7 protein-coding genes are annotated in these 6523 nt (G+C 74.8%); 6 read left to right on the top strand and 1 reads right to left on the bottom strand.

The window, feature by feature from the left end:
* Positions 1-58: 58 nt before the first annotated feature.
* Genes IE237_RS17790 through IE237_RS17805 form a run of 4 tightly spaced genes read left to right on the top strand, consistent with a single transcriptional unit; the run spans position 59 to position 2767 of the window.
* Positions 59-667 carry an NADPH-dependent FMN reductase gene (locus IE237_RS17790; RefSeq protein ID WP_229842731.1) on the top strand — a complete coding sequence of 203 codons (609 nt, stop codon included), beginning with the start codon at positions 59-61 and terminating at the stop codon, positions 665-667.
* 11 nt (positions 668-678) lie between these two features.
* Entirely contained in the window at positions 679-1497 is an 819-nt protein-coding gene (locus IE237_RS17795; protein WP_229842732.1) for a thioesterase II family protein, read from the top strand.
* Positions 1494-2228: a 4'-phosphopantetheinyl transferase family protein gene (locus tag IE237_RS17800; RefSeq protein ID WP_189802949.1), complete on the top strand. Its 735-nt coding sequence runs from the start codon at positions 1494-1496 to the stop codon at positions 2226-2228. Before IE237_RS17795 ends, IE237_RS17800 begins: the two co-directional genes overlap by 4 nt.
* Positions 2225-2767, top strand: coding sequence for an NADPH-dependent FMN reductase (locus IE237_RS17805; protein WP_189802950.1), 543 nt, complete (start codon positions 2225-2227; stop codon positions 2765-2767). Before IE237_RS17800 ends, IE237_RS17805 begins: the two co-directional genes overlap by 4 nt.
* Positions 2768-2828: 61 nt before the next feature.
* Here the strand turns inward: IE237_RS17805 and IE237_RS17810 are convergent, their stop codons facing one another.
* Positions 2829-3692, bottom strand: coding sequence for an SCO6745 family protein (locus tag IE237_RS17810; RefSeq protein WP_189802951.1), 864 nt, complete (start codon positions 3690-3692; stop codon positions 2829-2831).
* Between the two features lie 361 nt (positions 3693-4053).
* Between IE237_RS17810 and IE237_RS17815 the strand changes: the two genes are divergently transcribed.
* Complete coding sequence (locus IE237_RS17815) at positions 4054-5196, top strand: tetratricopeptide repeat protein (RefSeq protein WP_189802952.1); 1143 nt, start codon at positions 4054-4056, stop codon at positions 5194-5196.
* A 62-nt stretch (positions 5197-5258) separates the two neighbouring features.
* Positions 5259-6320: a polyprenyl synthetase family protein gene (locus tag IE237_RS17820; RefSeq protein ID WP_229842743.1), complete on the top strand. Its 1062-nt coding sequence runs from the start codon at positions 5259-5261 to the stop codon at positions 6318-6320.
* Positions 6321-6523: the final 203 nt, after the last annotated feature.

Here is a 6523-nt window from a genome sequence, read left to right on the forward strand (position 1 = left end):
CCGCACACACCCGTAAGCCTGGCGAAAGAAGATGGGGCGAATCCCAATGCAGCAGACCGTGAAAGTGGTCGGAATCGGGGGTTCGCCCCGGCCGGACTCGACAGCCGAACGGGCGCTCCGCGTCGTCCTGGCCGAGGCGGAGCGACACGGTGCGGAGGTGTCGCTCATCGGCGGCGCCGAGCTGGTGATGCCGCTCTACGACCCGAGGGACGAGCTCCGCTCGGCGCGGGCACTGCGACTGGTGTCCGAGATAGCCGCCGCGGACGGCCTCGTCCTCGCCAGCCCCGCCTACCACGGGAGCATCTCGGGACTCGTCAAGAACGCCCTCGACCACGTCGAGGAGCTGCGCGACGACGCCCGCCCGTACTTCAGCGGGCGCGCCGTCGGCAGTCTCGCCGTCGCCCAGGGCTGGCAGGGGGGTGTGTCCACGCTGGCGGCCCTCCGCGACGTCACCCATGCCCTGCGCGGCTGGCCCACTCCCCTCGGTGTCGTGGTGAACACCGCGACGACCGGCTTCGGCCCCGACGGCGCGTGCACCGATCCGCACGTACGGCGGCAGCTGGAGACCATGGCGACGCAGGTGGTGGACTTCGCCCGGATGACCCTCCTCGCCTCGGAGGCGCGGGACGCCGCCGGGGTCGAGGCCCTGTCACCGGCGGGGAAGTGAGGACGCGCGTGGTGACCCGCACCGCCGCACGGCCGGCCAGGCGTCCGCTGACCCACGGGGCCGTGACCTGCCCGCGCCCCGTGCCGGGGGCCGCGCTGCGCCTGTTCCTCTTCCACCACGCCGGTGGCTCGCACCTCCTCTACCGGGACTGGGAGCACGAGTTCCCGGCCGACTGGGAGGTGTGCGTCCTCGACGCCCCCGGCCGGGGACGGCTGAGCGACACCCCTCTGATCGACAACAGCGACGAACTGGTGGCCTTCTTCGCCCGGGAGCTCCAGCCGTGGACGGATCGGCCCTTCGCCTTCTTCGGACACAGCATGGGCTCCCTCGTCGCGTACGAACTGACCCGGCGTCTGGCGGCCGAGGGGCGCTCCCTTCCCGTCTGGCTGGGCGTGTCCGCCTGCGGCACCTCGCCCCGGCCCGCTCGTGGCACGACGACGCCGGCCGCCCGCCACCTGCTCACCGACGGGGAGCTCAGGGAGTGGCTCCGGTCGGTGGGCGGCACCCCTGACGCCGTGCTGAACGACGATGCGACATGGCGCCACTTCGGCCCCATGTTCCGCAACGACTTCGCCCTCGTCGACACCTGGAGGCCGGCCGCGGACGCCCCGCCGCTGCGCACCCCCGTCTCCGCGTTCGGCGGCGACGCCGATCCCGTGGTCGGGCGGGAACGCCTGGTCGCCTGGGCGGGCCGGACGGAACGCTTCCTGGGCCTGAACATGTTCGACGGCGGACACTTCTACCTGGCGCACCACCGCCGCCCGGTCGCCCGGCGCATCACCGCGGCGGTGGCCGCGGCCCGTCGGACGGCGCGGGAGCACCTCGTATGACAGGCACCGACGCCCACGTCTGGACGGTGTCCCTCCCCGCCTCGGAGACCCCGGCCGATCTCGCCCTGCTCGACGACGCCGAACGCGCCCGGGCCGACCGGTACCGGCGGGCGCAGGACCGGGCGTCCTTCGTGGGCGGACGGGCCGCCCTGCGGCGCGCGCTGGCGGAGCACCTGGGCGTCGGTGCCGCCACGATCGTCTGGGGACGCGCCACCTGCCCCGGATGCGGCAGCGACCGCCACGGGCCCCCGCGTGTCGTCTCTCCCCCGATGGCCCCGGCCTTCAGCTTCTCCCGCTCGGGGCGACGCGCGCTGGTGGCCGTGTCCCCCTCGGGACCGGTGGGGGCGGACATCGAGACGACGCGCCCCCTCGACGTACGGGAGACGGCCCGCCAGTGCCTCTCGCCGACCGAGGCGGCCCATGTCCTCGGACTCCCGCCGGAGGAGGGGCTGCAGGCCTTCCACCGCGCCTGGGTCCGCAAGGAGGCGGTCGCCAAGGCGGTGGGCGTCGGCATCGCGATGGACCTCAGAACCCTCGACGTACGCCCGGACCGCGTCGGGCCCGTCGGCGTCCGATGCGCGGCGGGAGCGGGCCCGAGCACCTGGACGGTGACCGACGTCGACGTCGGTGCCGGCGCTGCCGCGGCGCTCGCCCTGCCGGGGACACGGCGCACGGCCTCGATCCACACGCGAAGCGTGGGAATTCTTGAACGCAGGAAAGGAACCAGATGAAATTCGTCGCCTTCTCCGGAAGCCTCCGGACCAAGTCGCTGAACACCGCGGTGGTGCGCACCGCCGCCGAACTCTGCCTGCCGCCGGTGTCGATGACGGTCTACGGGGGACTCGGCGACCTTCCGTTCTTCAACCAGGACGTGGAGAGCGAATGCCCGCCGCCCGGGGTCCTCGCCTTCCGCGCGCTGCTGGAGTCCGCCGACGCGGTGCTCATCTCCAGCCCCGAGTACGCGCACGGCACGTCGGGAGTCCTGAAGAACGCCCTGGAATGGGTGGTCGGCGGCGGGGAGCTGGTCGGAAAGCCCGTCGCCGTGGTCACCGCGTCGCCGTCGATGACCGGGGGCGACAGGGCCCAGGCCTGGGTCAAGGAGACCCTGGAGGTGATGGGTGCGAACGTCCTGCCGGAATCGCTCCCCATCCCGCTCGCGAGCGCCAAGGTCGCGGACGGCCGGGTCACCGACGAGGACACACGGGACGCCCTGAAGGAGGTGCTCGCGGCGATGGCCCGGGCGGCGAAGGAACAGGGCGCCGAGGACTGAACCGGCCCCGCCGGCGCATCGCCCCGCGCGGCCGGTCCACCGGCCGCGCCTCGGCGGGCCTTCAGCGCTTGCCGATGTTCTGGAGCGGCAGCCCACCGCCCTCCAGCACCACCCTGGAGAAGGCCCCCGCCACCTCGGTGAGCCGGCGGGTGCCCTCCGCCCCCAGGTGCTCGTACGGAGCCACGTCGAGCCGGTCGGTGTCGGCCTCGACCGCCCGGCGCAGCTCCGCGCCCCGCTCGGTCAGCTCACCACCGGCGTCGAGGATCCCGCGTTCCACCAGCCTCTCGCGGGCCGCCGTCCACTCCTGCGGCGACCAGCCGCGGGCGGACTGGAGATATCCGGGACGCCAGTTCGTCCCGGTGGCCGTGTGGGACACCAGGGCTTCCAGGCCGTCGAGACCGGCCTCGGAGAGCGCGACGAGGTGACCGTCCCCGCGGTGCTCACGGAGCAGGGTCGCGGCGTGCCACAGGGCCAGATGCGGTGCCTCGGGCACCGGCAGGTCGGCATTGGCCGAGTACAGGGGCCGGCCGGGCCGGCGGCATCCCTCGGCCGCCTGGAGGGCCAGCTCGGCGGCCTCCGCCATCGCGCGCGAGGCCAGCGCCTCGGGCCCCAGGAGGCGGGTGAGATACGCGTCCGTGATCCGCAGCCGGGCGTCGAGGACGGCGGCGGGGGAGGCGACGTCCCAGGCGCGGGGCAGGTGTCGCGCGACGAGATCCGGGTGGAAGTTGTAGAAGGCCGCCGTGACCACGCCGGGCCCGACCGCCCCGAAGGGAGCGGCCCGCCCGGCCAGATACGCCATGGGGCCGCTCTCCAGGCCGAGTTCCGCGTACGTCTCGTCGTGCTCGGGGGAGAAGTAGTACGCGGCGTGGAAGGGGTGATGGGCGTTGAAGCAACGCCGGGCCTCGCGCGGGGATATCGCCGTCATGGCGCCCACGCTACGCGGCGGACGCCCCGGAACGTCCCGCACCGTCTCAGATCACACCGTCAGATGCGGTCCCTCTGGCCGTGGTTGAACGAACCGGGTGGGAATCGCCCAGTAGGTGCCGAGGCGCCCCTGGCGCGTACCGGGCCGCGGAGCCGGACGCCACGAGCCGAGGCGTGCCTGGCCGCCGTGCCGCTCCCCGGCGTCCGTCTCGTTGATGAGCCCGTGGCGCTCGCGTAGCACTTGAGGAGGACCCCGCGCCCGTACGGAGACGGACATTGGCGCCGATGCGGAACCCGGGCCCGGTGATGACGTCTTGATCCTCGCGCCGACTTGATCGTCGAGTCGGCATGAGGAGGTTCTGATGGCAGGTCAGGTGAGCGAGAGGCCCGTGAAGGCGTCCGCGCCCGAGTACCAGGGGGCTCTGGGGGCGCTGTCGGTCAACGCCGCCCTGCCCGAGGTGCTCGCCCGGGGCGAGCGGGAGCTGCGGGCGGCGGAGCGGTCCGGGGACCTCCGGGAAGCGGCGCGCTGCGGGCTGGCCGTGGCCGAGGCGTGCCGCAGGCTCGGGCGGACGGCCGAGGCCGACCTGGCGTGGAAGGCGAGCTTCCGGGCGGCGCGTGCGGCGGGCCACGAAGGGGCGAAGGCGTGGGCCCTGTGGAGCGGCGGCACGCTGGCCAGGCAGCGCGGTGCGTTCCGGCTGGCCTACCGCCTGCTGAGCCTGGCGGCCGAGGCGGGCGAGCGGGGCGGCGACGTCGTCGTACGGGGTTACTCGCTGGCGGGGCTCGCCGAGACCGGGCGCATCCAGGGCGACTACGAGGCCGTCGGGAAGCTGCACGAGCAGTTGCTGGCCGAGGCCCGCCGCCGCGGCGAGGCCCGGCACACGGTGTGGGCGCTGGAGGGCATCGCGCAGATGCACCGCAACACCGGGCGCTACGACGAGGCCCTGACCCTGTTCGAGGAGGCGGCCGAGACGGCGTCGCGCGCCGAGGACCGACGCGGGTGGGCGTGGGCGCTGCGGGGCATCGCCGACGTCGTGTCCGTACGGGACGGGGACGTGGAGCGCGCCCTGTCGCTGCTGTCGGAGGCGGAGGAGGCGTGCCGGGAGATACGGCTGTCCAGCGCGCTCGCCTACAACCACAAGATGCGCGGCAACGTGCTGTACCGTGCGGGCCGGTTCGAGGAGGCCCGCGAGCTGTACACCCTGGCGCTGGAGGAGTTCCGCGAGATGGACGAGCCGCGCGGGACGGCCCTGTCGAGGCTGGGCCTCGTGAAGGCCGGCGCCCGCCTGGGCCGCGACGCCGCCCACACCGCCGCGGAACTGGCCGAGCTGCGCTCGACCCTGGACCGCATCGGGCTGCGGCACGCCCGGGACATGGTGGACAAGGCAGCGGTCGAGCTGGGCGTCGGGCGGCTGCCGGACCGAGCCGGGGACGGACCGGCCGGCCCGGTGCTTCCGGTGGTCGGCGCGGACGCCCTGCGGACGGCGGACGTGGAGGGGCTGCGGTGAGCGCCCTCCCGACGTCCACGGCGGCGGTCCGCCCGCCCGCCGGCTCCCCGGCCACCGCGGCCGTGGCCGGAGCGGTCACCTCCGCAGGTCGCGGCGGCTCGCCGGCCGGTGTCCTGGAGCGCTGCCGCGAACTGGTCCGGCCCGCGCTGGTGGACGCGGTGGGCCGGCTGCACCCCTGGACGGGCGAGATGGCGGCGTACGCGCTGGGCTGGGCCGACACGGCCGGGCAGCCGGACCCCGGCGGATCCGAGGGCAAGGGAGTACGGCAGGCGCTCGCCGTGCTCGGTGCCGAGGCCGTCGGAGCGGACGGTGCCGACGCCGTCCCGGGCGCCGTCGCCGTCGAGCTCGTGCACACCTTCTCCCTGCTCCACGACGACATCATGGACGCCGACACCCTGCGACGGCAGCGCCCGGCGGTGTGGAAGGCGTACGGGACGGGCCCGGCCGTGCTGACCGGCGACGCGCTCCTCGCCCAGGCCGTGGCGGGCCTGGCCGAGACCCAGGGCCGCCACACGGCCGCCGCGGTCCGGCTGCTGTGCCGGACCCTGAACGCGCTGGTGTCCGGCCAGGCGCAGGACCTGCGCTTCGAGCACCGTCCCTGGTCCGGCCCCGGGGCGGTCGCGCCGGAGCAGTACCGGTCGATGGCCGAGCACAAGACGGGTTCCCTGCTGGGGTGTGCGATCGCGCTCGGCGCGGTCCTCGGAGGCGCCCCCGACAGGACGGTGACCGCGCTCGACCGGGCCGGGCGTCACCTCGGCCTCGCCTTCCAGGCGGTGGACGACATCCTCGGCATCTGGGGGGACCCGGCGGTGACCGGCAAGCCCGTCCACGCCGACCTGCGCCAGGGGAAGAAGACCTACCCGGTCCTCGCCGCCCTGGCCGGCGACGGCAGGGCCGCCCGGGAGCTCGGGGCGCTGCTCGACTCGGGCCGGCGGACCGACGGCGGCACCGCCGAACACATCGCGGCACTGGTGGACGAGGCCGGCGGGCGGAGCGCGACCCGCGAGGAGGCGCGCCGGCACCTGGACACCGCGCGCCGTGCTCTGCGGGAGGCGCCGCTGAGGCACACCGCCGCACGGGAACTGGACGCACTCTTCACGCACTTGCTCGACCGCACCTGGTGATTCCCGGCACGCCCGGGTGCCCGGCGGGGGAAGCGGTTCACTCGACCGGGAGGCCGGGGGCCGGCCAGTCCTCCAGGACCTCGCTCCCCACGCCGACACCGTCCTGGACGCACGCGGTCGACGTCCACGGCCTCGGTCCTCACCCACGGGAGTGACCTATCCTGCACGGACCACCATGCGAGAGAGGCGAGGTCGTGCCAGTC

The sequence above is a fragment of the Streptomyces tanashiensis genome (assembly GCF_014648895.1).
Taxonomy (GTDB): Bacteria; Actinomycetota; Actinomycetes; order Streptomycetales; family Streptomycetaceae; genus Streptomyces; species Streptomyces tanashiensis.